This window comes from Rhodococcus sp. FW305-130 (assembly GCF_058788335.1).
Genome location: NZ_JBYTAP010000003.1, coordinates 518,813 through 542,915, shown reverse-complemented (window position 1 = coordinate 542,915; position 24,103 = coordinate 518,813). Strand labels below are relative to the sequence as shown.

Annotated in this window: 23 protein-coding genes; 12 read left to right on the top strand and 11 right to left on the bottom strand. The window is 62.4% G+C overall.

Annotated elements, in window-relative coordinates; genetic code table 11:
• The first annotated feature begins 27 nt into the window (after positions 1-27).
• The 3 genes from AC3WQS_RS12475 (at position 28) to AC3WQS_RS12465 (ending at position 2,548) form a co-directional block, all read left to right on the top strand.
• Entirely contained in the window at positions 28-576 is a 549-nt protein-coding gene (locus AC3WQS_RS12475) for a YceI family protein (RefSeq protein ID WP_019747097.1), read from the top strand.
• 64 nt (positions 577-640) lie between these two features.
• Positions 641-1,018, top strand: coding sequence for a DUF3054 domain-containing protein (locus AC3WQS_RS12470; protein ID WP_020968574.1), 378 nt, complete (start codon positions 641-643; stop codon positions 1,016-1,018).
• 57 nt (positions 1,019-1,075) lie between these two features.
• The gene (locus tag AC3WQS_RS12465; RefSeq protein ID WP_019747095.1) at positions 1,076-2,548 is read left to right on the top strand and encodes a peptide MFS transporter; all 1,473 of its coding nucleotides are present in this window, start codon (positions 1,076-1,078) and stop codon (positions 2,546-2,548) included.
• Between the two features lie 6 nt (positions 2,549-2,554).
• Here the strand turns inward: AC3WQS_RS12465 and AC3WQS_RS12460 are convergent, their stop codons facing one another.
• The 3 genes from AC3WQS_RS12460 to AC3WQS_RS12450 form a co-directional block, all read right to left on the bottom strand.
• A complete protein-coding gene (locus AC3WQS_RS12460; RefSeq protein WP_003945554.1) occupies positions 2,555-3,292 on the bottom strand; it encodes a sulfite exporter TauE/SafE family protein in 738 nt (245 codons plus the stop codon).
• A 30-nt stretch (positions 3,293-3,322) separates the two neighbouring features.
• The gene (locus tag AC3WQS_RS12455) at positions 3,323-5,002 is read right to left on the bottom strand and encodes an NTF2-like N-terminal transpeptidase domain-containing protein (RefSeq protein WP_020968573.1); all 1,680 of its coding nucleotides are present in this window, start codon (positions 5,000-5,002) and stop codon (positions 3,323-3,325) included.
• A gap of 107 nt (positions 5,003-5,109) precedes the next feature.
• On the bottom strand, positions 5,110-6,927 hold the full coding sequence (locus AC3WQS_RS12450; protein WP_211918315.1) for a penicillin-binding transpeptidase domain-containing protein: 1,818 nt from the start codon (positions 6,925-6,927) through the stop codon (positions 5,110-5,112).
• A 96-nt stretch (positions 6,928-7,023) separates the two neighbouring features.
• On the opposite strand from AC3WQS_RS12450, the gene abmR reads away from it, so the two are divergent.
• From abmR to AC3WQS_RS12430, 4 genes are all read left to right on the top strand, one after another.
• Positions 7,024-7,578: an ATP-binding transcription factor AbmR gene (abmR, locus tag AC3WQS_RS12445; protein ID WP_029254565.1), complete on the top strand. Its 555-nt coding sequence runs from the start codon at positions 7,024-7,026 to the stop codon at positions 7,576-7,578.
• Positions 7,579-7,796: 218 nt separating this feature from the next.
• Positions 7,797-9,398, top strand: a complete 1,602-nt coding sequence (locus AC3WQS_RS12440; protein WP_492712671.1) for an ABC-F family ATP-binding cassette domain-containing protein — start codon at positions 7,797-7,799, stop codon at positions 9,396-9,398.
• Between the two features lie 51 nt (positions 9,399-9,449).
• The gene (locus AC3WQS_RS12435; protein ID WP_021343034.1) at positions 9,450-9,989 is read left to right on the top strand and encodes a hypothetical protein; all 540 of its coding nucleotides are present in this window, start codon (positions 9,450-9,452) and stop codon (positions 9,987-9,989) included.
• Positions 9,990-10,132: 143 nt separating this feature from the next.
• Complete coding sequence (locus AC3WQS_RS12430; RefSeq protein ID WP_024487536.1) at positions 10,133-10,903, top strand: alpha/beta fold hydrolase; 771 nt, start codon at positions 10,133-10,135, stop codon at positions 10,901-10,903.
• 18 nt (positions 10,904-10,921) lie between these two features.
• Here the strand turns inward: AC3WQS_RS12430 and AC3WQS_RS12425 are convergent, their stop codons facing one another.
• Both AC3WQS_RS12425 and AC3WQS_RS12420 read right to left on the bottom strand, forming a co-directional pair.
• Complete coding sequence (locus tag AC3WQS_RS12425) at positions 10,922-13,000, bottom strand: heavy metal translocating P-type ATPase (protein ID WP_446696375.1); 2,079 nt, start codon at positions 12,998-13,000, stop codon at positions 10,922-10,924.
• 112 nt (positions 13,001-13,112) lie between these two features.
• A complete protein-coding gene (locus AC3WQS_RS12420; protein ID WP_446696376.1) occupies positions 13,113-13,763 on the bottom strand; it encodes a DUF305 domain-containing protein in 651 nt (216 codons plus the stop codon).
• Positions 13,764-13,978: 215 nt separating this feature from the next.
• Here AC3WQS_RS12420 and AC3WQS_RS12415 point away from each other — a divergent pair, with 215 nt between their 5' ends.
• Together AC3WQS_RS12415 and AC3WQS_RS12410 are read left to right on the top strand one after the other, a co-directional pair.
• Positions 13,979-14,692, top strand: coding sequence for a response regulator transcription factor (locus tag AC3WQS_RS12415; RefSeq protein WP_446696377.1), 714 nt, complete (start codon positions 13,979-13,981; stop codon positions 14,690-14,692).
• Positions 14,689-15,795, top strand: coding sequence for a sensor histidine kinase (locus AC3WQS_RS12410; RefSeq protein ID WP_492712672.1), 1,107 nt, complete (start codon positions 14,689-14,691; stop codon positions 15,793-15,795). Before AC3WQS_RS12415 ends, AC3WQS_RS12410 begins: the two co-directional genes overlap by 4 nt.
• Here AC3WQS_RS12410 and AC3WQS_RS12405 read toward each other — a convergent pair.
• A complete protein-coding gene (locus AC3WQS_RS12405) occupies positions 15,779-16,069 on the bottom strand; it encodes a YiaA/YiaB family inner membrane protein (RefSeq protein ID WP_003945505.1) in 291 nt (96 codons plus the stop codon). The genes AC3WQS_RS12410 and AC3WQS_RS12405 overlap by 17 nt on opposite strands.
• A 180-nt stretch (positions 16,070-16,249) precedes the next feature.
• Here AC3WQS_RS12405 and AC3WQS_RS12400 point away from each other — a divergent pair, with 180 nt between their 5' ends.
• Positions 16,250-17,458 carry a macrolide family glycosyltransferase gene (locus tag AC3WQS_RS12400; protein WP_172932307.1) on the top strand — a complete coding sequence of 403 codons (1,209 nt, stop codon included), beginning with the start codon at positions 16,250-16,252 and terminating at the stop codon, positions 17,456-17,458.
• A gap of 6 nt (positions 17,459-17,464) precedes the next feature.
• Here the strand turns inward: AC3WQS_RS12400 and AC3WQS_RS12395 are convergent, their stop codons facing one another.
• On the bottom strand, positions 17,465-17,911 hold the full coding sequence (locus AC3WQS_RS12395) for a hypothetical protein (protein WP_024487534.1): 447 nt from the start codon (positions 17,909-17,911) through the stop codon (positions 17,465-17,467).
• Positions 17,912-17,968: 57 nt separating this feature from the next.
• Entirely contained in the window at positions 17,969-19,375 is a 1,407-nt protein-coding gene (locus AC3WQS_RS12390; protein ID WP_019747079.1) for an aminotransferase-like domain-containing protein, read from the bottom strand.
• 138 nt (positions 19,376-19,513) lie between these two features.
• Between AC3WQS_RS12390 and AC3WQS_RS12385 the strand changes: the two genes are divergently transcribed.
• Positions 19,514-20,734 carry a pyridoxal phosphate-dependent aminotransferase gene (locus AC3WQS_RS12385; RefSeq protein WP_019747078.1) on the top strand — a complete coding sequence of 407 codons (1,221 nt, stop codon included), beginning with the start codon at positions 19,514-19,516 and terminating at the stop codon, positions 20,732-20,734.
• Positions 20,735-20,817: 83 nt separating this feature from the next.
• Here AC3WQS_RS12385 and purQ read toward each other — a convergent pair whose 3' ends face one another.
• Both purQ and purS read right to left on the bottom strand, forming a co-directional pair.
• Positions 20,818-21,495: a phosphoribosylformylglycinamidine synthase subunit PurQ gene (gene purQ, locus AC3WQS_RS12380; protein ID WP_019747077.1), complete on the bottom strand. Its 678-nt coding sequence runs from the start codon at positions 21,493-21,495 to the stop codon at positions 20,818-20,820.
• A complete protein-coding gene (gene purS / locus AC3WQS_RS12375) occupies positions 21,492-21,731 on the bottom strand; it encodes a phosphoribosylformylglycinamidine synthase subunit PurS (protein WP_003945817.1) in 240 nt (79 codons plus the stop codon). Before purS ends, purQ begins: the two co-directional genes overlap by 4 nt.
• Positions 21,732-21,896: 165 nt before the next feature.
• On the opposite strand from purS, the gene AC3WQS_RS12370 reads away from it, so the two are divergent.
• Complete coding sequence (locus AC3WQS_RS12370) at positions 21,897-22,544, top strand: MBL fold metallo-hydrolase (RefSeq protein ID WP_029254557.1); 648 nt, start codon at positions 21,897-21,899, stop codon at positions 22,542-22,544.
• A gap of 8 nt (positions 22,545-22,552) precedes the next feature.
• Here the strand turns inward: AC3WQS_RS12370 and AC3WQS_RS12365 are convergent, their stop codons facing one another.
• Positions 22,553-23,914 (bottom strand): Ig-like domain-containing protein, encoded by a 1,362-nt coding sequence (locus AC3WQS_RS12365; RefSeq protein WP_070796323.1) that lies wholly within the window; start codon positions 23,912-23,914, stop codon positions 22,553-22,555.
• Positions 23,915-24,103 lie beyond the last annotated feature (189 nt).

Genomic DNA, 24,103 nt, shown 5'->3' with positions numbered 1-24,103 from the left:
CATTCAACTACTTATTCAGGAGCTTCCATGACCACCGCAACCTTGCCCACATTGACCGCCGGAACCTGGGTCATCGACACCGTCCACTCCACTGTCGGATTCTCGGTTCGCCACCTCATGGTTTCCAAGGTTCGTGGAACGTTCGACGAGTTCTCGGGAACGATCACCGTTGCCGAAGACGGAACCCCCGCCGTCGAGGCCGAGATCTCCGTGGACTCCATCAACACCAAGAACGAGCAGCGCGACGGCCACATCAAGTCCGCTGACTTCTTCGACGTCGAGAAGTTCCCGAAGGCCACCTTCAAGTCCACCGCAGTGCGCTCCAAGGGCAGCGACTTCGTCCTCGCCGGCGACTTCACGCTCCACGGCGTCACCCGCGAGGTCGAGCTGAACCTCGAGTTCAACGGCGTCAACCCGGGCATGGGCCAGGGCCCCGTCGCCGGATTCGAAGCCACCACCGTCATCAACCGCAAGGACTTCGACATCTCCATCGAGATGCCCCTCGAAGGCGGCGGAGCAGTTGTCGGCGACAAGATCACGATCACCCTCGAGATCGAAGCCGGCCTCCAGGCCTAACAGCACTGTGCGCCTTTATTAACCGCCCGCGGTTAATAAAGGCGCACAGTCGTATGGTGTGAGCGTGAAGAAGTACGCACCATTCCTGCTGATCGACGCCATTCTTGTCATAATCTTCTGCGCGATAGGGCGCCGTACCCACGAAGAAGCCAATGCGCTCGCCGGTCTGGCGAAGACATCGTGGCCCTTCCTGACCGGCCTGGTGATCGGATGGGCTGCCACGTTCGCGCTGTACCGCGACAAGTTCAACGCCGTTCTCCTTCTTCCCACCGGCATTGTCGTTTGGCTCGGCGCCGTCGTCGTCGGCATGATCCTGCGAGTGTTGAGTGGCCAGGGCACCCAGTTCAGCTTCATCGTCGTCGCGACGCTGGTCCTCGGCGCGTTCCTTCTCGGTTGGCGCGCACTCGCTCCGCTGGTAGCGAGGATCCGCACCAAGTCGTAACCAAACTCCACGGCTCGGAACCACCCGAAATGCTCGAGCACGTAGGACACTTTTCGAATGAGCAACACTACGGAGCCCGTCGAACGTAGCGAGAAAGAAGACCGGGGGTTCTTCGGCCAACCCTTTGCGCTGGCGAACCTGTTCGGCGTCGAGATGTGGGAGAGATTCTCCTTCTACGGGATGCAAGGCATCCTCATCTACTACCTGTACTACAGCGTCAGCGACGGCGGCCTCGGCATCAGTCAGGCGGCAGCGACCAGCATCGTCGGCGCATACGGCGGCACCGTCTATCTGTCGACGATTCTCGGCGCGTGGGTGGCCGACCGACTTCTCGGCTCCGAGCGCACGCTCTTCTACAGCGCTTCGCTGGTGATGGCCGGCCACATCGCCTTGTCGGTTCTTCCTGGCATGTGGGGTGTGGGTGTCGGCCTGGTCATGGTTGCCTTCGGCAGCGGCGGCTTGAAGGCCAATGCGACCTCTCTGGTCGGAGACCTATATTCCGAACAGGACAATCGCCGCGACGCCGGATTCTCCATCTTCTACATGGGCATCAACATCGGCGGTCTTGTCGGTCCACTGCTCACCGGAGCCGTCCAGGACGCCTGGGGATTCCACGCCGGTTTTGCTCTCGCCGCCGTCGGCATGGCTCTCGGCCTGATCCAGTACACGCTGGGTCGGAAGCATCTTCACGGAATTGGAGCCGAGCCCGGCAACCCGTTGCCCGCGGACAAGCGCGCGCTCTACATCGGGATCGGCATTGCTGCGATCGTCGTCGTCGCGGTCGCCTCGATCACCGGTTTGATCACCGCGGACAACATGTCCGACGTCGTTGTCGGACTCACGATCGTCGCTTCGGTCGGTTACTTCCTCCTCATGCTCACCAGCAAGAAGGTGACCAAGGTCGAACGCAGTCGAGTCTTTGCATTCATCCCGATGTTCATTGCGAGCGCGGCCTTCTGGTCGCTGTTTCAGCAGCAGTTCACCACCGTGCCGGTGATCTCCGACAAACTCCTGGACCGCAATCTCTTCGGTTGGGACTTCCCGCCGACGTGGGTGCAGTCGATCAATCCGGTGTTCATCATCATCTTTGCCGGTGTGTTTGCAGCGATGTGGACAAAACTCGGTGACCGTCAGCCGTCGTCGCCGATCAAGTTCGCGCTCGGTACCGGCACGATGGGTCTGGCGTTCCTGGCATTCATCCCGATCACCGGTGGCGGACCGAACAGTGCACCGCTCCTCGGCCTTGCCGGAGTGCTTCTGCTCTTCACCTTCGCGGAACTCTTCCTGTCCCCCGTCGGCCTTTCCCTTGCAACCAAACTCGCGCCCGAGCATTTCCACACCCAGATGGTCGCGTTGTTCTTCTTGTCCGTTGCATTGGGTTCTTCGATGGCGGGAACCTTGGCCGGTTACTTCGACATCGACGACAGTCGTCCGTTCTTCCTGATCATCGGTTTCTCGTCAATCGGAATCGGAGTACTTCTTGCTCTTGCCTCGCCCTGGATCAAGAAGCTGATGCAGGGCGTGAAGTAGGCGGTCTCACTTCACCCACAACCACAGAGCCAGCACGAATCCCGCTATCGCTACTGCCACACGCAGTACCGATGGCGGGATTTTCTTGACTACGGGCGGGCCACACCAACCTCCGGCCAACGCTCCGAGCGCCATCGCCAACGCGGCCACCCAATGCACCTGTCCGGAGAAGGCGAAGATGAGTGCAGCCACAAGATTGGCAATGCCGAGAAAGAAGCTCTTCAGGATCGTTGCACGCCACACCGTTTCGGAAGTGAGGATGAGCGTCGCGGCCAGGAAGATGACGCCGGCACCGGCACCGAAATAGCCGCCGTAGACCGCGACGGCAAACAGTGCGGCCGAGTAGATTCCGGGACGGTCACCGCCGCCGGACAACTCACGAATCTTCGGTTGCAGTAGCAGCGCGAGCGAGGCGAACACAACCATCGCCGGCACAACGGATTCGAACGAACCTTCCGGTGCCAGCCACAGAATCAGGGCACCGATGATGCCACCGGCAGCCGAATAGAGAGACCAGCGAACAAGTTTCGGACCGGTGTCGGCAACTTCACGGGACGAGTTCGCCAATGCGCCGACGCCGACGGCCACCAACGCGACGGTATTGGTCATGTTCGCGCTGACCGGCGAAAGCCCGACGCTCAGCAGCGCCGGATACGAAACAATCGATGCGAGACCGGTGACAAAACCGACTAGACCGCTGAAGAATCCCGCTACGACGAGGAAAAGGAAATCGAGCAGGTTCACGAACCAGGAATCTACCCGCGGTGCCTGGTACTACTTGTCGGCAGGCTTGCCGAGTTCCTGGAAGAGCTTGTCCGTCATCTGCATTGCTCGATCGCCGCCGTCGGCGTCTGCGACGAACACTGCAAACGCGAAGTCTCCGCGCGATCCGTAGAACCAACGATCGTCACCGCTCGCTGCACCGGCCGCCATCATGTCCGGGTACCCGGCCAGTCCGCCGGCCCCTCGCATGGCGTCGCGCAGACGATTGTTGACGTCGCCGGGCAATGCCGTCGGCGTGACGTCGGCGGTAGCCGGTTGTCCGAAGACCATCATCGGCAGCGGGGCACTGCCGCGGGCGATCGATGCCGCGAGCATCGCCATTCCGAACGGAGTCACTGTCGGCGCGTCCGCGTCGTTGGACGTCTTGTTGGCCATGACGTTGTTCATCGCCTGGTCCACGCCGGGGCGGTTCGCGGCAAGTACTGCCGTCTGCTGATCGAGTCCCTGAATGTGGAAGCCGTTGCCGAGTCCGAGTTGCTGCCCGGTGTCGGCCAACTGTTCGGGTGACACAGATCCGGGGTCGACGCCGTTCTGCATCGACGATGCGAGGCGGACCAAATCGAGGGCGCCGCCGGCCGGGCGCAACCCGGTGAATGCGATCGGGCCCTGTTCGATGGCCTGATTGTTCTGTGCTGCAGCCAGAATGGCGCCGTCCGACGGGCGGATCGCGACGATGGCGGCGGGAGTACCTGCACTGACGACGGCTTCGATCGCAGCGAGTTGAGCGTGCGAGTCGAGGGTTGCGGCGACGTCGGGGCCGGGAGGTCCTTGGAAGCCGGCTTGTTTGATCGGGAATCCGTTGGACTCCACCAGGTTGACCGCCCAACCGGCGGTGGCGTCGCGATTGGCCTGCCACACGGTCCGAAGCGGGTCCAGGAGCGGCGAGTTGATACGACGATCGGAGGCGATCAGCTTGGGTGTCTTGACCACGACGACGCCGGGGATTGCAAAATCGCTTTCCAGGTACGCGTAGTCGGGATCGCGGAGCAGTACGGCGGTGACGGGCTTGCCCGGGTTGGCCGCGAGGTCGGCCAGCATCGACTCCGAGGTCACCAACGGTGCGACGGGTTCGAGAACTGCGGCGAGGCGACGAGTGGTGTCGACGGGGTCCGGCATGGTCGCCGGGTCGAGAGTGATCGCGTTGATGGTCTGCTCGTTCATGAGCAGGGTGCCCGTGCTGTCGACGACCTTCGGCGGCGCAGCGTCGGTGCGGGTGTACGAGACGGTGCGCCCGTTTCCGAGGTCGGGAACCAGGACTGACGGGTCCCAGGACACCCGCCAACCGACGGAAAGATCGCGAACCTCGCCCTGCGACTGGTAGCTCCAGTCCTTGCCTTCGCCGAAGTTCCAGGACGCGTCGAGTGTGAAGAGTCCGGAGTCGCTACCCAGATCCATGACCTGAGCGACGTCGAAGTCGGTGGACTTGGCGGCCAGTCCGTCGAACATCTGCTGGATCGAGGGCCGGGCTGCGTTGGGGTACGACGTGAGCGCCGCAGCAGCTTCGGCGTCGTGGTTGTTGAGGGCGGTGACGAAGTCTTCCACCACCGAAGCGGCGTCGGTTTTCTTCTCCCCACCGATGACACATGACGCGAGCGCCACTGTCAGAACGACAGCAGTTATCGAAGCAACGACATATTTTCCACGACGGTTGTGCTGTCCTCCGGGCCCCATGCATGTAACTCTTTACTTCTGTCACACGAGTAACAAGCACGGGATGCCTACGAACGTGTCACGGTTGAGCTACGACGGCGTGATCCAACTGCAACGGAAAACAGGTTTCAGCGCAGAAAAGTGCCCGCTACCTGCACCGCAGGCGAAGAGCTGTCCGCGCCGGCAATGAACACCGCAAATGCGAGATCTCCCTTGATTCCGACAAACCACCCGTGTGCTGGACCACCTTCGGTTTCGGCCGTACCGGTCTTGCCCAGAAGCCCCGGAATGTCCTGCAACGACGTTGCCGTACCGCCTGTGACGGTCTCGCGCATCATCACCCGCAACTGTTCGGTCACCTCGGTGGGCGCGGGTGCCACGGTCTGATCTGCCACGCCGGGCTGTCCCTTGACCAACATCGGCGCGGGTGTCGTCCCGTTGGCGATCGAGGCCGCCACGAGAGCCATCCCGAAAGGCGTGGCGGTCACCGTGCCCTGTCCGATCGCGGACTCGACGCGTTCGGCGGGTGTGTTCGCATCGGGGACGTTGCCCGTCACCGTCGTGAGGCCCGGAGTGACGTAGTCGACGCCAAGCCCGAACTGCAGAGCCGCGTTGTGTAGAGCATCGGCAGGCAGACCGACGGCCATCCTGGCCATGGTGGTGTTGCACGACTTCGCGAACGCGGTGTGCAGCGGAACCGATCCGAGGTCGAACTCGTCGTCGTTGGGGATCTGACGGCCCTCGATGTTCTCGGTACCCGGGCACGCCAGAACGGTGTCCGGTGTAGCGACGCCGGCTTGCAGCGCCGCGGAGGTCGTCACGGTCTTGAACGTGGACCCCGGTGGGTACAGGCCGGTCAACGCAATGGGGCCCTGTGCGTCGGCGGGGGCATTCTGGGCCACCGCCAACACCGCTCCGGTCGACGGCTGTAGCGCTACGATCGCCGCCTGTTGCGTCACCCCGGCGAGCGCGTTCTCGGCGGCGAGTTGCAGTGGTCGGTCGATGGTGGTCGCGATGTTCGGAGCGACCGGCCCGTCTTGGCCGGCGACGGTGGTGACGGTTCCGTTCTGCTTCACCTGCTGCACCGCCCAGCCTGCGGATTTGTCCTGCCCCTCCTGCCACAGATCGGACAGCCCACTGAACGTCGGCGACGCCAAAGTTTTGTCCACCGAGAGCAACCGCGCTTGCGGCGCCAAGCTCACTCCGGGAATCGCCGCCAACCGCTCCTCGATCGGTGCAAGATCCTCGGCACGCAAAGTGATTGCGGTGACCGGCTTCCCGCTCGCCGACGCAAGGTCGCCGCTGAGCGATGCCGCCGTGATCGTCGGTGCGATGGGCGAGAGCAGGGCGGCCACGGCTGCCGTGTCCACCGGAGGAACCGCAGCGGAATCGAGATTGACCAGCGTCACCACCTGCTGCTCCATGATCGGCTGACCCGCCGCGTCCAGCACGGACGGCGGCGCACCGGTCGTGGGCGTGTAGCGCAGAGTGGTCGAGGAGGTCAGGTCCGGGGCCAGCAGCGCCGGGTCCCACTGGATCAGCCAGTTGTCCCCGCTTTTCGACGCGTTTCCCTGCGTCGAGTAGTTCCAGTCCTGACCTTCACCGAACTTCCACGCCGCATCGAGTGTGAACGTCCCCGCAGAATCACCGGACTCGGTGGCGTCGGAGACGGTGAATGTTCCCTCGTCCTTGCCCAGCCCGTCGATCAGAGCCGAAATCGCAGTCGAGGCCGCTGCCGGATCGGTGGTCAGGGCTGCCGCCGCTTGTACGTCATCCGACGTGAGCGCGGAGGCGAACTCCTCTGCCACTGATTTCGGCTGGTCAGGGCCAGAACTGCAGGCAACTACCGATCCTGCGGCCAATACCCCCAGAGCCACGGCAGCCACGGGACGACGGAAAGTTCGGAAGCTCTGACGAGCGTGTGAAAGGCGCACGACTCCGATCATGCCCGAATTTGTGGCGCCGGTTCGACTATCGGTGTAATCATGTAATCAGTGCAATAAACGCACGTCATGCTCCACCAGCTTTCCGAGGAGAACGCCATGAAGAACTCACAAAGCTCCGGCGACCGCAGGTTCGGCCGTCCCGGAGGTTGGCAACAGGCATCGGTTCCCGACGCGAGTGATGCGTCCGACTGGTTTGCCGGTCGACTTCCAGATGACTGGTTCACCGGGACCGCCGACGTCCAGGTCGACCGCGAAGAAATCGTCGTGATCGGTGAACTCCCGGCAGTCGACGGTGGCGAGGCCGCCGCGGACGGAAGGATCTCGCGCTTTCGTGAAACCACGCGCGCCGACCGGATGCGAATCGCCGACGAGGCCGAGGCTCGCTACGGACGCAAGGTCGCCTGGGGTGTACGCCTGGACGAAAAGACCGTCCTGTTCACACATCTCGCAGTTCCGGTGATGACACGACTACGTCAGCCCGAACGCAAGGTTCTCGACACCTTGGTGGACGCGGGAGTTGCTCGCTCGCGTGCGGACGCTCTCATGTGGACAGTCCGGTTGGCGGGCAAGCACAGCGAACAATGGCTCACGGAACTCCGAGAAGCAATGTCGAAGGTCGACGATCTTCGGTCCGAAGGCCCGAAAATCTGAGGACCAGAAAATCTCAGCACCGAAGACTGACGAGACCGACAGCACAAAATAATTCGATTGCAGGGGACCACTCGAGTGTTCTAACCTGGAACACGAATCATTCCCGACAGAACAGGAAACGGGCCGTTGCTCCTCTAGAGGTTCATCACGCGAAGGCACTCGCACCCATCAGCAATTGCTGAGCCGGGCGCACAGTCCAAGCACCCTCTGGAGTACTCATGACCCAATCCCATTCTTCTCTGTCGCTCTCGGATCTCACCTTCATCTGGCCGGACGGCGAATCAGTCTTTTCCCGCACCAACTTCGTATTCCCCAGTGGCCGTGTCGGTCTCGTGGGACTTAACGGATCGGGAAAGTCGACTCTGCTGCGATTGATCGCGGGAGAGCTCTCACCGGAATCCGGATCAGTAACCGCTTCCGGCGAGGTCGGCTACCTCCGTCAGGACATCACACTCGATCCGAGTGTTCGGCTGGACGGCATCCTCGGTATCCACGAACTACGAAACGCATTGCACCGCATCGAAACCGGTGACGGATCCGAGTCCGACTTTGCACTCGTGGACAACAACTGGGATATCGAGGAGAGCGCTCTCTCCACCTTGCATCGACTCGGCCTCGCGAAGGTAGTTCCGGATACGGCGGCACTGAGCCGAACCGTGGGCACCCTCTCCGGCGGAGAGACCGTCCTACTCGGCCTGACCGCAACGCTGCTGAAGAATCCGCAGGTGCTGCTCCTCGACGAGCCGACCAACAACCTGGACCGCGACGCTCGATCACGAGTTCATGCTGCAGTCCAACAGTTTCCGGGAACCGTACTGATCGTCAGCCACGACCGGGAACTGCTCGACACCGCGGAGTACACGGTCGAACTACGTCGGGGGGATCTACGCGTGTTCGGCGGCAACTACTCGCACTACCAGGAGGTCGTGACCGCTGAGCAGGAAAACGCACTCGCCACTGTTCGCGACGCCAAGGCCGATCTGGCGAAGCAGAGCCGCGAGCTGATCGACGCTCGAACAAAACTGGACCGACGTAAGCGCTATGGGCAGAAGATGTTCGAGAACAAGCGGGTGCCACTGATTATCGCGCAGGAACGAAAACGCCAAGCCCAAGTTTCGGCCGGAAAGCTGGCCCTCAACCATATCGGGAAGGTGGACGAGGCCAAGTCCGCCCTGTCGGAGGCAGAGGAACTCCTTCGAGACGATCGCGAGATTCGCCTGGACCTTCCTGCTACAGAGGTTCATCCGGGGCAGCAGGTTGCGCGGCTCGCCGAGGTTACGTTGCGGAGCGGCCAAGGGGTATCGCTCCAGATCACCGGGCCGGAGCGGATTGCGCTACTGGGACGCAACGGAATCGGCAAGACAACATTGCTCGATGCACTCGCTGCGTCGACTCCGTTCGTAGCCTCTCGTGCGCTCCCCCAACGTCTCGACGTGTTCGACGAGAATCTCTCGGTGGCGGACAACGTCGCTTTGGCCGCGCCACACGCGACAGCCGAGGAAATTCGTGGGCAGTTGGCACGGTTCCTTTTCCGGGGAACGGATTCCGACGTGTTGGCTTCTGCGCTCTCCGGCGGTGAACGATTGCGCGCGGCGTTAGCGACGATCCTTCTGGCCGAACCCGCGCCCCAGCTGCTTCTTCTCGACGAGCCGACTAACAACCTGGACCTACCGAGTCTCGCTCACCTCACGCAGGCACTTTCCGATTTCCGCGGTGCCATGGTGGTGGTGAGTCACGATCTGCCGTTCCTGCGCGACATCGGCATAACGCGATGGATCAGCATGGACGAGAATGGTATTCAGGACATCGATCCCGAGTAGGCCGACGGTTGACGCTATCGGTGCGAGACGGTCTGGCCTTACTGTGGGGCGATGTGCCTTCACCTCGACGCAACCGCCGCGCTGTCGATCGCAGGTTGGGTTCGCGAAGAACCTACTCGATCGGCCTCTGCCCCAGTTCCGCAACCGCTGGTCGGCGTTTGTGATCAACTCATCGTGTGGGCGAGTTCGTTCTCCGTACTTGCCAGTTCCGACGACCAGGTGTGGTTTCTCTCGGCGGAGAACTATGCCGGTGGAGTCGGCGTCAGTGATGAGGCGTTTCCTTGGAATGCGTTCCGGCACGAGAGCCTGGCGGTCGCTTCCGGGCCGGCTGAGCGCGCGGCGATCAACGCCTTCTGGTCCACTCACCTCCCGGTTCTGCTGTCGGTACGCAATGGGTACGAGTACCTGGCGCTCGCACCGGACGGTCAGGTTGTCCGTGGGGGAGAGCCTGAGTTCGAGGAGGTCACCGTAGTTGCCACTGATTTCGAGGCTCTGCTTCGGGGCATAGCCGCAGGCGTCAGCACGGCAGACCCCTTCACCGATGCACTGCTTGGAACGGTGGGTACTGCCCGGCCGGGCAGTGACCGGTAGCTCTGAGGGAGGCCGAGTTGATTGCTCGACTGGTCGTGAAAGTTCACGGCATCCGTCGGAATGGCTCCGGACGACTACTCGAGTTCGTGTGCGCAGTAGCTGGCACCCATACTGGACGGGTGTTGCACGACGTGAGAAATCCGGTGGACGGTGCGCGGATCGCCTATCAGATCGTGGGCGATGGCCCACCCCTGTTGATGGTGCACGGCACAGCGTTGTCGCGCTCCATCTGGCGTGGCTTCGGGTACGTCAAGGCGCTCCAGGAACAGTATCGTCTGATCCTCGTCGACATGCGGGGTCACGGACGCAGTGACAAACCACACGACTCCGATTCGTATGCAATGGATCTGGTGGTCGGCGATCTCCTGGAGATCCTCGACACGGAGTCTCCGTTCGAACCGGCTCACGTCCTTGGATACTCGTTCGGCGGGCGCTCGGTGATGTCGCTGACTGTCGAGCACTCCGAACGGGTGCGATCGCTGACCGTCGGGGGCGGTAGTAGCCGGCCGATGACGGGGGCGTTCGACGCATTGTTCTTCCCAGGCTGCATCGACGCACTCGAAAGCGGCGGTATCGAGGGGTTTCTGAGCGGTTGGGGCGCGAGGCGCGGCAAACCGGTGGATCCACAGACTGCGACTGCCTTTCGAATCAACGATGCCCTCGCACTCGCGGCCTACATGCGCCGGGCCGAGAAGGAGCAGGGCATCGACGACGCCGTGCTTCAACGGATCACCACACCGGCGTTGTTGTTCGTCGGATCGAGAGATCGCGAGCGCCTGCCGGATACCGAGCATCTCGCGTCGCTGATCCCGGACAGTGCCTTGACTGTGATCGAGGGGGCTGATCACGCGAGCGCAGTCGCGGACTCCGAAGCTGTGCTGCGTGCGCTCGTTCCGTTCCTGAGCCGACAGTAGTCCGCCTTCATCCGCTCACTACTGCGGTGTGAGCACTCTCGACTCGAACGCGGTCACCGGTGGTTGCCGCAAGTCCAAGCGTCGCAGCAACTGGGCATTCGCGGCAACGACCACAGTGGATACCGACATCAGGATTGCTCCGACCTCCATCGGCAGCACAAACCCGACGGGCGCCAGTACTCCCGCAGCGAGGGGAACCGAGATCGCGTTGTATCCCGCTGCCCACCAGAGGTTCTGAACCATCTTGCGGTAGGTGGCGCGGGACAGCTCGATGACCGAGCTCACCGAACGCGGATCATCGCTGGCCAGAACAACTCCCGCCGATGCGATCGCCACGTCGGTTCCGGCACCGATCGCGATACCCACATCCGCCTGGGCGAGTGCCGGCGCATCGTTGACCCCGTCACCGACCATCGCCACGCGGTGGCCCGCAGCCTGAAGCCGAGATACCTGCGCGCCCTTGTCCTGAGGAAGCACCTCGGCGAAGACCTCGTCAATTCCGAGTCTGCGGGCGACCGAATGAGCCACGGCCTCCGCGTCTCCGGTGACCATGGCCACTCGAACACCGCGAGCGTGGAGGGCGTCGACGGCCAATGCTGATTCCGGGCGAATCTCGTCGGCCAATGCCAATGCGCCGATTACCTTCTCGTCACGCACTACATGCAGGACCGTCGACCCGTCACTGAGCCACTCTTCGGTCCCCGGGATCGCTGTGGCCCCGACCGATCTCAACATCCCCGGTCCGCCGACACCGACGCGTGAGCCGCCGACGTCCGCAGCAACCCCGATCCCGTTGTGCGCCTGAAAGTCGGAACCCGAAGTGAATTCGAGCGACAACTCCCGCGCCGCTGCGACGACGGCGCGCCCGAGTGGATGTTCGCTGTCGAATTCGACGGCAGCGGCTGCGCTGAGAACTTCGTCGTCGGAGTACCCGTCGACGCCGCGCACACCGACCACTGCGGGCTCCCCCTTGGTGAGAGTGCCGGTCTTGTCGAAGAGAACGGTGTCTACGTTGCGCATCGCCTCGAGGGCCATGCGGTCGGTGATCAGAATCCCAGCCCGAGCTGCTCGTTCCGTCGCGATGGAGACGACCAGCGGAATCGCCAACCCGAGCGCGTGCGGGCAGGCGATCACCAGAACGGTGATCGTCCGGGTGACTGCGCTCTCCGGTGTGCCCCAAATACTCCAGGCGATCGCGGTCAGCACTGCCGCGCCCAGTGCGTACCAGAACAGCAGAGCAGCGGCCTTGTCCGCCAACACCTGAGCACGACTCGACGAGTTCTGCGCCTGTTCGACCAGGCGCCGAATACCGGCGAGCGCGGTGTCTTCTCCCACAGCGGTGACTCGAAGCCGAAGTGCCGAGTCGGTGGCTACGGTGCCGGCCACCACCTGATCTCCGACAGTCCGGCGGACGGTCTTCGACTCGCCCGTGATCATGGATTCGTCCATGTCGGCACTGCCCTCGACGACCGTTCCGTCCGAGGGAACGCGGGCGCCGGGACGAACTATCACCAGGTCGCCGGTGGCCAGAGCTGCGGTGGGCACGGTTTCCACCGACTCCCCCACCACCCGTTCGGCCTCGTCGGGCAGCAAAGCGGCAAGCGAATCCAAGGCGCTCGATGTCTGACTGAGCGAACGCATCTCGATCCAGTGACCCAACAACATGATCACGATCAGAAGCGCGAGCTCCCACCAGAAATCAAGAGTGTGATCCACCCAGTGCAGACTTGCAGCCCAAGAAGCGAAGAAGGCAACGGTGATGGCAAGTGCGATCAGAAGCATCATTCCGGGTTGCCGAGAACGTATTTCAGCGACAGCGCCGGTGAGGAACGGCTTGCCTCCCCAGAAGTACATCACGGTGCCGAGTACCGGTGAGATCCATTCCACCAGAGAGTTTTCCGGCAATGTGTACCCGACCAGATCAGCGAACATCGCATCTGCCGCAACAACCGGAACTGCGATTACCAGCATGACTGCGAACAACGTCCGGAACTGTGCGACATGATCCGCGTGACCACCGTGTGCACCGTGCTCCATCTGGCCATGGTCCATCGCGCTATGGTCCGTCTCGCTATGGTCCATCTGACTGTGATCCATGTGGCGGTCATCCCCTCGCGTGTGATTTCGGCACTGCAGCGGTCAAACCATCAGCCTCGAACGTATGCCCGACTCGGCCACCGAGCAAGGTCACGCGGCCGAGGTCAACCGTTCATTTCTCCTTCAACATCGCTTCCATCTGAGTGATTTCCGCCTGCTGACCGGCAATGATCGCTTCTGCCATCTTTTCCGCCGATGGATCGAGCCCGTTGTCGAGTTCGGTCTGGGACATGGTGATGGCACCCATGTGGTGCTCGATCATCATCGTCAGCCACAACTTGTCGAACTCCGCGCCACTGGCGTCGGTGAGGGCGGTCATGTCGTCGGCCGACATCATGCCCGGCATCTCGGCCATCCCGACGCCGTGTCCCGCATGCGCCGAATCATCCATGCCCTCCATCGAACTCGACGAAGGATCGGGGCGTCCCCACTTCGTCAGCAATTCCGTCATCTGAGCCATTTCCGGGCCTTGCGCTGCCTCTATCTGCGCTGCAAGAGAGAGAAGTTCGGCATTGTCGGTTCGACCGTCGACCATTCTGGCCATGTCCAATGCCTGCGCGTGATGCGGGTACATCCCTTCGAGAAACTCGATGTCGTCAGCATTGACACCCGCAGGAATCTCCGACTGTGCTGCGACGCTAGTTGTTTCGGAAGAATGGTTGACGCTCTCCCCGGAGTTGTCCGAGCATCCGGCAATCAACAGTGCTGCCGCTGCCACAACCGGCACGAACCGTGCGGCGCTCTTCCTGACCGTCAAAGACATGTTCCACTCCCGAGAATTGATTCTGTTCGATATGCACTGCACCACAATTGATTTGACAACAATGCTGCACATGCACAGTTGCCACGTTACCGGCGAAAATCCGCCTCGAAGCCCGATAACCGGCCCAAACAGGCTTCCTTCATCGAATCTTCACAGTCGAGCGGAAACCACCACACGACAGCAATGCAGACACGCAGTCGACTAACCTCGGTTTGATGAGCGCCGAACTACGACCTGGTGAGGAACCGGGGCGTGTACTTGTCGTCGACGACGAGACTGCCCTCGCGAAGGTTGTCGCCAACTATCTGACACGCGAAGGATTCACCGTTCGCCTCGCCCACGACGGGCCGAGCGCAGTACGCTCGGTGCGCGAATTCGAGCCCGCGCTGATCGTGCTCGATCTGATGCTCCCGGGCTTCGACGGCATGGAAGTCTGCCGACGAATCCGCACCTTCTCGGACGCGTACATCCTGATGCTCTCCGCCCGCGGTGAAGAGTCGGACAAGGTGACGGGTCTGGCGGCCGGCGCGGATGACTACGTGGTCAAGCCCTTCGGCCCCCGCGAGTTGGTTGCGCGAGTGAAAGCTCTGCTCAGACGGCCACGCGCGTCGAGTTTGCTGCCGAAAGTGCTGCCAACGCCTCCCGGACTCGACATCGACGTCCTGGCCCGCACGGTCCGTGTCGACGACAACCTGGTCGATCTGACCCCCACCGAGTTCACCCTGTTGTCCGCGCTCGCATCCCGACCCGACGCAGCCTGGAGTCGGGCCGAGATCATCGCCTCGGTGTGGGGGTCGTCCTGGTTCGGGGACCAGCACATCGTCGACGTCCATGTCCGTGCATTACGCCGCAAACTCGGCGACGACGCGACCGATCCGCGGTTCATCAGAACCGTCAGGAGCGTCGGATACTCACTGAGGTCGTCATGAACACGGTCGTCATGAAAAGACTCGGGCTACGCGGAAAACTACTGCTCGCGCAGCTTGTCGTCCTGTTCGTCGCCTGCCTCGTCATCGCCGCCGTTGCCATCGCCGTCGCTGCCCCGCTCTTTCACAACCACCTCATGATGGCCGGCATCGAAGACTCGAATGTCCGTACCCACACCGAAGAAGCATTCGCTCAGACCATGACCATTGCTCTGTTGTGCGGGATCGCGGTCGCGCTGGTGGGCGCAGGCATCGCCGCGGTCTACATCGTCCGACGCGTCACGGCACCGATCACCATGCTGGCAGAGGCGGCGCAAAGCGTCGCCGACGGGAACTTCGACGTGACTATCGGCAGGTCCGACGTAGATGCCGATTTCACGCGTCTCGAAACGGCATTCGCCGACATGGCTGCACGCCTTGATCATTCGGATCGGGTCCGCAAACGACTGCTTGCCGACCTTGCCCACGAATTGCGCACTCCGGTATCGACTTTGGCTGCGTACGTGGACGGTATCGAGGACGGAGTTGTGCCGACAGATCCTTCGTCGTGGTCGGTGATGCGCGATCAACTCGAACGTCTGCGTCGGCTGTCGTGCGATCTGGCGGACGTCTCCGCTGCCGACGAACACGCTCTCGAACTCGATCGCCGGACCGAGAATCTCGACGACATCGTCTGCAGCGCAACGGCAGCAGCGGGGCCACGTTTTGCCGATCGTGGAGTCGAATTGACAACCGCCTTGCCTCCGCAACCGGTCACGGCCGAGGTCGATCGCCAACGAATCGAACAGATCCTCGCCAACCTGCTCGAAAACGCGTTGCGGCACACTCCAACCGGAGGTTCGGTGAAGGTGACACTCGCACGGGAAGGTGATCACCTCACGGTGTCCGTCACCGATACCGGTGACGGAATTCCCGCAGACCAACTCGAATCCGTCTTCGACCGTTTCCATCGCGGTGATCGATCCGACGGCTCCGGTTTGGGACTCACCATTGCGAGGAGCCTCGCGCTGGCGCATGGCGGCAACCTGACGGCCCGCCGCAACGAGCAGCCACTCGGCAGCACGCTCGTCCTCACTTTGCCGATGGGACTCAGGCAGCTGCCTTGAACGGATCGTGCTCGGCGATCAACTTCTCGAGTCGAGCCTCGTCCACTCGAACCCTGACGGTAGACGCCTCCTGCTGATCACGAATCACCTTGGCCAACGTGAACGTACTGGTGACCAAGAACAGCAAGGACATTCCGAGAAATCCGCGTTGCCACGCATCGATCGGAAGATACGCAATTCCGAGGAGGGTGCCGACAAAACTGACGGCAAAGGCTATTCCGGCCTGCAGATAGAAGGCTGCAGTGGTCTTCGAAGGTGTTGTCGGTGTGCTCATGCTTCGAAGTCTGCTCGCCCATCCCGGCACTCGGATGCGTAGTCCTACTCGAGTGCGCACGGTACTTCCCCGGCAAAAATCAGATGCCGTTACCCATCCTGGTGGATAGTCTCGGTCCGGTATCCGGAGTTGTTCCAGAACAGTTGTTGTTCGACAACAGTCAGACGGCAGGAGTGATCGATGACCCGCAGACATATCGCCATGGTGAGCATTCCGGCACCTGGCCACGTCAATCCGAGCCTGGCGATCATCGCGCGTCTCGTCGCCGCCGGTCACCGCGTCACCTACGCCAACGACGAGTCGATGCGCGAGGTCATCGAGGCGACCGGGGCCGAATTCGCACCGTACGTCTCCACGCTGCCCAGCCTCGTTCCTTCCCCTGACGGCGCCGAACCGGAGAAGAGTTGGGATGGGGATCTGATCGATCAGTTGACGATTTTCCAGGACGACTACGAGGCGATGCTGCCGCAGCTGCGCCAAATCTACGACGACGACCGTCCCGACCTCTTTCTCTACGACATCGCCGGGATCCCCGCGCGAATACTGGCTCAGCAGTGGAACGTTCCCATCATCCAGTTGTCGCCGACGTATGTTGCCTGGGACGGCTACGAAGCCGACGCCGCACCGATGTACGACGAGATTCGTTCCGATCCGAGAGGCGTCGACCTACTCGATCGCGAGGCCCGGTTCTTCCGCGCCGAAGGCGTCGAGGTCGATCCGCGTGAGTTCACCGGACGCCCACCCCGTGCAATCGTGCTGATCGCAGAATCGATGCAGCCCAACGCCGATCGAGTGAACCGCGACGTCTACACGTTTGTCGGCCCCGCACTCGAACCGAGCAATCAACCCTGGGTGAACCCGGATCCCGAACGCAAGCTTGTGTTGATTTCGCTGGGTTCAGCCTTCACCGATCATCCGGATTTCTATCGCACCTGCGTCGAGGCTTTCGGCCAGACGGACGGCTGGCACGTCGTCCTCCAGATCGGAAAGCAGGTGCAGATCTCGGATCTCGGACCACTGCCCGCCAACGTCGAAATACACCGCTGGGTACCGCAGTTCGCGATTCTGCAGCAGGCCGACGCATTCGTGACCCACGCGGGTATGGGCGGATCCAGCGAGGGTCTCGTGACCGGCACACCCATGATCGCGGTGCCGCAAGCCGTCGATCAGTTCGGCAACGCCGACTCACTCGTCGACGCCGGTGTCGCAGTACGCGTCGACGGCGCTACCGTCACGCCAGTAGAGCTTCGAGAGGCGCTGACTCGGGTGAGCTCGGACGAGTTCCGCCGACGCAGTGCAGAGTTGGCAAAAGAACTCGCAGCGGCGGGCGGTGTATCTCGTGCCGTCGAGTTGATCGAGGCCGCCCTGCCAGACAGCGGGCGGCGGTAGTGGTGGCTACCAGTGCCAGGCGTCGCCGCCCACGTTCTTGATGGTTCGCTGCAGAACCGTGATGGTGGTGACGAATTCTTCTTCGCTGATTCCCTGCATCCGCTCTTCCTGCAGCATCTGCTGTACCCGCGCGGCGCGATCGAACTGCTGGGTGCCCGCATCAGTAGGGAGAAGGACAGACTCGTCTTCACGCGCCCAGCCCAGGTCGAGAGCAGAGTCGACGGCCGCGTCGATCACGTCGGTTGATTCGTTCGGACCGATCGTTCGCAGGAGGACAGCTCGCTCCACCCCTTCAGGGTGCAGCGAAAGTTGGTGCAGGACCCACCACCCCGGCTGGGTCACGCCGATTGCTTCGAGCGCTCCGCGCGTGCGCGCGCGAATCGCTTCACCGGCGCGCGCTGTCCAGAATCCGATCGGCTGATTGGCCGGTGGCTGCATCGCTTGTTTGTTCATGGACACGACGATAAAACCTCAACGGAAGTTCAGGTCAACCACCAGCGAGGTGAAGTTCTACATATGTTGTGTGATTGCTCGGCCGATGATGCGGGCGGCGTCGGGGAACTCACCCGGGTTCGGTCCGGCGTAGTTGAGCCGCAGGAACTTTCCGGTCGGTTCTGCCGGGAACCAATCGTCACCGGCCCCGACGATGACGCCGGCCGACCGGCAGTCCTGCACGACACGTTCGAGATTCGTGGTGTCGGGGAGCCGAAGCCAGAGGTTGAGTCCGCCTTGCGGTACAGCGTCGAGGTGAGCGTCCGGCGCATGCTCGCGCAGACTCGACACGAGGAGGTCACGTCTGGCCTCGAGTTGGTGACGAAGCCGGCGCAAGTGCGTACGCCAGGCCGGTTGGGTCACGACGTCGAGCGCTACCGCTTGCAGCATCCCACTGACATACATCGAATCCGCCTGTGTATCAGCAAGAATCCGCTCGTAGGCCGGCCCTCGGGCGATCAATCCGGCAACTCGCACCGATGGCGACACGCTCTTGGTCAGTGCACGAAGGTAAACGACGTGTCCGCTGTCGTCGCGTGCAGCGATGGGGCTGGGATCCGCGGTGATTCCGAAGTCGAGCGCCGAACTGTCCTCGATGAGGAAGGCGCCGTGCCGACGGACGGTGTCGAGAACCTTGTCAGCCAACGACGGCGACCACAGCGCTCCCGTCGGGCTCGCGAAGCTCGGTTGTGCGTAGAACGCCCGGGCACCGGTCTGTTCGAATGCACGCGAAAGCTCTTCAGGATCAGGGCCGTTGGCGCCGCTGGAGATCGGAATGACCGTGACTCCGGCCTGGGCGGCAGCCAGGATCGCACCCCAGTAGGTCGGCGATTCCATGAGCAACGGACGCCCCTCCCCCACCAACGCGCGGAAGGACGTCGCAAGCCCACCCTGACTGCCGGGAAGTACAACCACGTCGTTCGGCCCCGGCGGAGTGATGCCGGCAGGAGTTGCGGAACCCAATTCGGAGGCAAACCAGGACTGCAGTTCCGGAAGCCCGGCAGCGAGGGGCCGATTGAACACAGCGTCGGTTCGCGTCGCCCTGGTGAATGCTGCACGAACCAGCCCTTCGGGCAACAGCTCTCGGGCCGGATAGCCGGAATGCAGCGCGATCACGTCGTTGGAGGTGGACTGCAGCGCAATAGGCAGCTGCAGACGATAGTTCGGCGATCCGAGCGCCGCGGTCTGCCACCCGTAATCGTTGGGTCGCACGACGCGTGCGGCGCGTACGAAGGTCCCCACACCGGGACGAGCCTCCACAACCCCCTGAGATACCAGCGTTCGCAGCGCCTTCTGCACGGTGACCGGACTCGCCCCGTGCAGGCTCACGAGCGACCGAGTGGACGGAAGCTTCGCGCCTGGAGGAGCCGTCGCGATCCATTCGCGCAAGGCTGCGACAATCCTCGAACTGCTATCATTGGACATGTCGAATCATAGTAGCGCTACTCTCCTCTCGCCGCTAGCGCTATCGCGAATCAATGTCCGTTTCCAGACCGAACCCTGAGGCGCCCTTCTCATCTGAAACACAAATCGCCCGCCCGAACCGGAGAGGTACGTAACCGCGTGAACACACCCATCGATCAGGCCCGCAAGCTCGAGAATGTCAGGTACGACATCAGAGGACGAATTCTCGACAAGACCGAAGAACTCGAGGATCAGGGACACACGATCCTGCGACTCAACGTCGGTAATCCGGCCCCCTTCGGATTCGAAGCACCGGACGAAATCATGATGGCCATGATCCGCAATCTCCCTACCGCCCAGGGATATTGCGATTCTCGCGGACTGTATTCGGCGCGCACCGCGGTGGTCCAGTACTACCAGACGCGGGGTATCACCGACGTCACCGTCGACGAGATCTATCTCGGAAACGGCGTCTCCGAACTGATCACGCTGACGATGCAGGCGCTCTGCAATCCCGAGGACGAGATCCTGATTCCCGCTCCCGACTACCCCTTGTGGACGGCTTCGGTTTCACTTGCCGGCGGCACGCCGGTTCACTACCTCACCGATGAAAGCCAGGGCTGGGCACCGGACTTCGACGATCTGGAAGCCCGGATCTCTCCGCGCACCCGAGGGATTGTCGTCATCAATCCCAACAATCCGACGGGCGCCGTCTACTCGACGGAGGTACTGCAACGCTTCGTCGACATTGCCCGCAAGCATGACCTGATGCTCTTCGCCGACGAGATCTACGAGAAGATCGTCTACGACGGCCGATCCATGACAAACCTTGCGTCGATGACCGGGCGAGACGTTTTGTGTCTGACGTACTCGGGGCTGTCCAAGGCCTACCGCGTCTGCGGGTTCCGAGCCGGATGGCTGGCCATCACCGGACCACTCGAGCGGGCGTCGAGTTTCATCGAAGGCATCAAACTGCTGGCCAACATGCGAATGTGTGCCAATGTGCCGGCGCAGCACGCGATCCAGACCGCACTCGGCGGACGCCAGTCCATCGAGGACCTCCTGCTCCCGCAAGGTCGACTGACAGCACAGCGCGATCTCGCGCACAGCACGCTCAACAGCATCGACGGGATCAGCTGTCAGCAGGCCGACGGCGCGCTGTACCTGTTCCCGAAGCTCGACGTCGACAAGTTCGGCATCGTCGACGACGAGAGGTTCGTTCTCGATCTACTGGAATCGGAAAAGATTCTGGTCAGTCACGGCCGCGCGTTCAACTGGATCGAACCCGACCACTTCCGACTGGTGACTCTGCCGAACACCGACGACCTCGCGACCGCCCTCGAGCGTCTCGGCAACTTCCTCAGTTCCTACAGCCAGTAACCCGAGAACCGGGACGCCCCCACAAACGACTGAACGCCGACCGGATTTCCGGTCGGCGTTCAGTGGTGAAAATCAGCAGGCGATCAGGCAGTGACGATCGCGTCGAGTGCCGAGTAGAACAAGCCGAGTCCGTCGTCGCTCGGTCCGGTGAGAGCCTCGGTGGCGTGCTCGGGGTGCGGCATCAACCCGACGACGCGGCCGTTGGCCGAAGAGATACCGGCGATACGACGCTGCGAACCGTTGGGGTTCTCCTCCGAGTAGCGGAAGACGACGCGGCCTTCACCCTCGAGTTCGTCGAGAACATTCTCGGAAGCCTGGAAGCGACCTTCACCCGACTTGAGCGGGATGAGGATCTGGGCGCCGGCCTCGTAACGCGAGGACCAAGCCGTGTTGTTGGCTTCGACCGTCAACCACTCGTCGCGGCAGATGAAGTGCAGACCCTGGTTACGGGTCAGGGCACCGGGGAGCAAACCTGCTTCGCAGAGGATCTGGAAACCGTTGCAGATGCCCAGGACCGGCATGCCGCCCTTGGCTGCTTCGACAACCTTGCCCATCGCGGGAGCAAAACGTGCGATCGCGCCGCAACGAAGGTAGTCGCCGTAGGAGAATCCTCCGGGAACGACAACCGCGTCGACACCCTTGAGGTCTGCGTCGCCGTGCCAGAGTTCGACAGCTTCACCGCCGGCCAGGTTGATGGCCCGAGCGGCATCGATGTCGTCGAGCGTGCCCGGGAACGTGATAACCCCGATACGTGCGCTCATGCCTCGACTCGCCTGACGGTCCAATCCTCGATCACCGTGTTGGCCAGCAGGCCTTCGGCGATCTTCTCGAGTTCGGCGTCTTCGACACTGCCGTCGATCTCCAACTCGAACCGCTTGCCCTGACGGACATCGGATACTCCTGCAAAGCCCAGGCGAGACAGTGCCCCGACAATTGCCTGTCCCTGGGGGTCGAGAATCTCGGCCTTGGGCATGACTTCGACGACGACACGGGCCACGTGCTGCTCCTCGGTACTAGTGCGCGAACCCGGAGTGAAACGCTCGGGTGATGGCCAGTTTACCGGGCGCACCCGAGATGGTTCGCATCGAGTGATCGGGGCGTGACGGCCAACACCCGCGAAACCCGCCTGCGAGTCACTCCAGGGCGGCGCATACTCGAAATCATGCGACTGACACATTTTGGCCATTCCTGTGTGCTCGTGGAGTTGAACGGATCGAAAATCCTCTTCGATCCCGGCAACTTCTCGCACGGATTCGAAGGCATCACCGGCCTCGACGCCATCCTCGTGACACATCAACACCCCGATCATGCCGACCCGGCGCGGCTGCCCGAACTGGCCGAAGCAAACCCCGACGCGGTGCTGTACAGCGATCCGCAGACGGCTGAGAAGCTCGGTGGGCGCTGGACGGGAGTCCGGCCGGGCGACCGGTTCAGCATCGGCGACGTCGAGGTGACCGGAACCGGCGGAGAGCACGCGATCATCCATCCGGACCTACCGATGATCGACAACACCGCGTTCCTCCTCGGCGACGCCACCAACCCCGCGCAGTTCATGCATCCCGGCGATTCCCTCTACGTCCCCGAACAGAAGGTCGACGTTCTTGCCCTTCCCGCCGCCGCACCGTGGCTCAAGATCTCGGAGGCCATCGACTACCTCCGCGCGGTAGCGCCGCGCGTCGCGGTTCCCATCCATCAAGCGATCATCCGCGACGAAGCCACAGGCATCTTCTACGGTCGCTACTCGGAAATGGCTGCCGACGGTACCGAGTTCCGAGTTCTCGGTGAGGAGTCGAGCGTCGAAGTCGCCTGATTCAGTCCTCACGCACTCACATCGACGATGATCCAGCCGGTGCTCGTCCCACCGGCTGCGTCGGTGAGTGTGTAGAGAATCCTGTCGGTGCCTGTCTTCGTTCCGGCCTCGAACACCACTTCGCCGTTTTCGAGCTTTACGGTGCCACCGAGAAGTGACGTCGCCTCGACCCCGGTTACCTTGATCGAATCTCCGTTGCTGTCATGATCATTCGCGACGGCGTCGACGGTGACTGTGCCACCTGAGCGGACCTGCGCGGTGTCGAGTGCGGCGTACGGCGGGATCGGGCTTGCCGTGTACCGACCGACGTCGTCGAGTCGATCCGAGGCCACGTCGGCGGCATCGACGATGGCAGCAAATTCGGTGCCGTCGAAGCGCGAGAGGTCGTTGCCGTTCATGATGGTCGATCCCTCGGCGCCGCCGCCGTGATAGTCGTCGGCGTAGAAGTTGTGGCCCAACTCGTGGCGGAGGACGCGGCTGAAGCTGCCATCGGGCTCGGCACCGACCTGCGCGTAGCTGTGATCGAGTTCGAACCTCGAGTAGTAGGCATTTCCGCCACCGGAAGCGCAGACGACAGTCGCCTGGTCGACGCTCGTGCCGACCTGATCGGACCACAGACCTTCCAACTGGTCGAGGTTTTCACAACTGCTCGAATACGGGTCACTCGCGGCATCGGCGCGAAGGACAACCCGACCCAGGATCGGCCGAATTCCGACGTCTCTGATCCAGATGGCAGCGGTTCGGGCCATTGATTCCTCGGCCCGATCCAGAGCGACGGCGGGACTGCCTGCGCCGTGCGCGGAGTACCACTCGCCACTCAGATCCAATCCCACCACGAACTGCTTCACCGTCTTGCCGACGCTTGCGGCCGAGGCCGACGCGATAGAGGCGGTCGGCCACTTGGGTTTTGCGTCGATCGGCGCCGTGCTGCGACCGACCACGTCGGATCCCACGAACTCGATCGAAGCACCACGATCGAAAATCACCTGCCCACGCAGTGTTCCGGCGGAGTCGACGATGGCCGAGACGATTGCGTCCGGATGCCCTTCCACACTGCCGATGTACGAACGGGGCGCCGGGATCACCACATCGGTCAGCTCGCCGCCGCTTTCCTGTACGGCCATCGAGAAGTCGGATCCCCGCAGATTCATCTTGTGAAGCCGCAGTGTGAGTTGCTCACCTTCGTCGTCGACAGTTGCGGTGCGGGTGCCTTCGCTCGCACCGCCGTCGACACCGCCTGTCGGCAGCGTGTGAACCACGCCGGTCGGAGCGGCAGACGCAACTGCCGGGACGATTGCAGCACAGACGACTGCGCCCACAGCCAGAGCGACAAGACCCTCGGCCGACTTGGAGAACCCTCGTGCGCGCATGGTGAACCTCAACTTCGTCTACTAGCGGCAGATTAACTGCACGCACTGTAGCAGCGAAAAGGTTGGGCGACGCCATACTCGAATTCAACGTCCACTTTATGCGACTTTGACCTAATCGGCCCTACTGCCTGCAAGGAACGGGATAAATGCGAAGACTCTGCCTGCTCGGGCAACCCGGACACACGACAC

What these genes read in the sequence shown, in the direction of transcription:
- AC3WQS_RS12455 (WP_020968573.1), bottom strand. Translation starts at nt 5,002, where the DNA reads ATGGGGCCCGGAGGACAGCACAACCGTCGTGGAAAATATGTCGTTGCT.
- AC3WQS_RS12395 (WP_024487534.1), bottom strand. Translation starts at nt 17,911, where the DNA reads ATGAACAAACAAGCGATGCAGCCACCGGCCAATCAGCCGATCGGATTC.
- AC3WQS_RS12440 (WP_492712671.1), top strand. Translation starts at nt 7,797, where the DNA reads ATGACCCAATCCCATTCTTCTCTGTCGCTCTCGGATCTCACCTTCATC.
- AC3WQS_RS12410 (WP_492712672.1), top strand. Translation starts at nt 14,689, where the DNA reads ATGAACACGGTCGTCATGAAAAGACTCGGGCTACGCGGAAAACTACTG.
- AC3WQS_RS12450 (WP_211918315.1), bottom strand. Translation starts at nt 6,927, where the DNA reads ATGATCGGAGTCGTGCGCCTTTCACACGCTCGTCAGAGCTTCCGAACT.
- AC3WQS_RS12365 (WP_070796323.1), bottom strand. Translation starts at nt 23,914, where the DNA reads ATGCGCGCACGAGGGTTCTCCAAGTCGGCCGAGGGTCTTGTCGCTCTG.
- AC3WQS_RS12370 (WP_029254557.1), top strand. Translation starts at nt 21,897, where the DNA reads ATGCGACTGACACATTTTGGCCATTCCTGTGTGCTCGTGGAGTTGAAC.
- AC3WQS_RS12425 (WP_446696375.1), bottom strand. Translation starts at nt 13,000, where the DNA reads ATGGATCACAGTCAGATGGACCATAGCGAGACGGACCATAGCGCGATG.
- AC3WQS_RS12405 (WP_003945505.1), bottom strand. Translation starts at nt 16,069, where the DNA reads ATGAGCACACCGACAACACCTTCGAAGACCACTGCAGCCTTCTATCTG.
- abmR (WP_029254565.1), top strand. Translation starts at nt 7,024, where the DNA reads ATGAAGAACTCACAAAGCTCCGGCGACCGCAGGTTCGGCCGTCCCGGA.
- AC3WQS_RS12475 (WP_019747097.1), top strand. Translation starts at nt 28, where the DNA reads ATGACCACCGCAACCTTGCCCACATTGACCGCCGGAACCTGGGTCATC.
- AC3WQS_RS12420 (WP_446696376.1), bottom strand. Translation starts at nt 13,763, where the DNA reads ATGTCTTTGACGGTCAGGAAGAGCGCCGCACGGTTCGTGCCGGTTGTG.
- purQ (WP_019747077.1), bottom strand. Translation starts at nt 21,495, where the DNA reads ATGAGCGCACGTATCGGGGTTATCACGTTCCCGGGCACGCTCGACGAC.
- AC3WQS_RS12390 (WP_019747079.1), bottom strand. Translation starts at nt 19,375, where the DNA reads ATGTCCAATGATAGCAGTTCGAGGATTGTCGCAGCCTTGCGCGAATGG.
- AC3WQS_RS12465 (WP_019747095.1), top strand. Translation starts at nt 1,076, where the DNA reads ATGAGCAACACTACGGAGCCCGTCGAACGTAGCGAGAAAGAAGACCGG.
- AC3WQS_RS12415 (WP_446696377.1), top strand. Translation starts at nt 13,979, where the DNA reads ATGAGCGCCGAACTACGACCTGGTGAGGAACCGGGGCGTGTACTTGTC.
- AC3WQS_RS12435 (WP_021343034.1), top strand. Translation starts at nt 9,450, where the DNA reads ATGTGCCTTCACCTCGACGCAACCGCCGCGCTGTCGATCGCAGGTTGG.
- AC3WQS_RS12400 (WP_172932307.1), top strand. Translation starts at nt 16,250, where the DNA reads ATGACCCGCAGACATATCGCCATGGTGAGCATTCCGGCACCTGGCCAC.